Annotated in this window: 1 protein-coding gene; it reads right to left on the bottom strand. The window is 61.9% G+C overall.

The features are described 5' to 3' along the window. Window positions 1-13: 13 nt before the first annotated feature. Window positions 14-1,321 carry an IS4 family transposase gene (locus tag ACSQ84_RS35940; RefSeq protein WP_436216498.1) on the bottom strand — a complete coding sequence of 436 codons (1,308 nt, stop codon included), beginning with the start codon at window positions 1,319-1,321 and terminating at the stop codon, window positions 14-16. Window positions 1,322-1,465 lie beyond the last annotated feature (144 nt).

Here is a 1,465-nt window from a genome sequence, read left to right on the forward strand (position 1 = left end):
GCGGCTGTCAGATTCACACATTTTGGAGCCTCAGGGAGGCGCCATATTTGATGCGCTGGAAGTCATCGAGACCTTGGCGCATGATGCGCGGGCCCGGTTTTCCGTAGTACCCGGTCCACCCGCCGAGACGACCGATGACCCAGCCCGCGAAGGCAAGCGAGCCTCTGGGGTGCGGGTTCTTTTGCCGTGCGGTCTTGCCTTCGAGCTGGGTCGATACGGCTTCGAGGATAGGCTGGTCGGCCGGATCGAAAGCATCGGCAAGGCTCTGATCGGTCGTGCCGTCGCGGGCTTTGACGAGTTGTATCACAGTGACGGCGGCGACCGCGGCGGCGGCGACGAACTTGATCATGGCCTGTGGATCGCCAATGTCAGCCGCCTCGATATCGAAGCCTGCAGTCTTGAGCGTGTGGAAGAACTCTTCTATCGCCCAGCGCATCCTATAGAGATCAACGATCCTGCGCGCCTCGCCAAGGTTTGTGACCGCATGCGTGGTCAAGAGCCGCCAGTGCACAGGCTTGCCCTCTTTGGGCGCCGACGTCTCGCGGACATCGACCATGGTTAGGGTGATCGTGGCGGGCAGATCGGCCGCCGCGCCGTGCAACGGCTTGCGCAATACGACAAGAGAGAACCGGACAGCGATTTCCGCGGTGCGCGCCTTGCGGCCCGGCGCAGCGGGGATTTTCACCTCGAACCGACCCTGTTCGGGCAAGCTATCCACGTGACCGAACAGCAGATTTATCTGATCTGGATCGTTCGTCTCGATCTTGCGGTTTTGGCAGGCTCGCACGATCAGATGCACGTTATCAGGGCGTCGCGCGAAGTGTTCGTAGATATCGCTCTCGCGGTCTGACACACCCGTAATGTTGCCTGCCGCGACCAAGACTTCACCGGCGCGCATCGTGCCATCAAGCCAGCGCTGCGACTCTTTGTTCGAGGTCTTGCGCGACCGCCGATCAGTCACCTTGCCTCCCTTACGATTCCACACCTTAGCCTCGACAAGGCCGAGTACCCCACCTGTACCAGCATCCATAGCCAGGACTGCGTGCAGCAGAAGGCCGCGCAGGGCTCCGCCCTTTCCGACCGGCCCATAACCGTTTGCCTTCGCCCGCCGCCCTCCCAACGCCAATTCACTCGTATCCTGGATCACGACAACATCACGCCCCGCCGCCCGGGCAGCCGTGCGTTCCGCCGCATGGGCAGCCATCTTGGTCGCCGTCACAGAGCCGTTGCGCAGGAAACGCGTGAATTGAATCTCCCGGGCCCGTGTTCCGGCCAAACGGCGGATACACGAGCCGGGCCGAGCCACCAGCGCCGCATGCAAAAGGGCCCCCCTTTTTCCAGGCGGCGGTCGTCAAACAGCCCCAGCCCATATTCAATCCCAGCCATTGGCTACTCCCGCGAATCATTAGCCAACTCACGGAATCACCCACGCAACTGACCGGCAAGATGTGTGAATACGACAGCC

The sequence above is a fragment of the Bradyrhizobium sp. LjRoot220 genome (assembly GCF_964252915.1).
Lineage (GTDB): Bacteria > Pseudomonadota > Alphaproteobacteria > Rhizobiales > Xanthobacteraceae > Bradyrhizobium.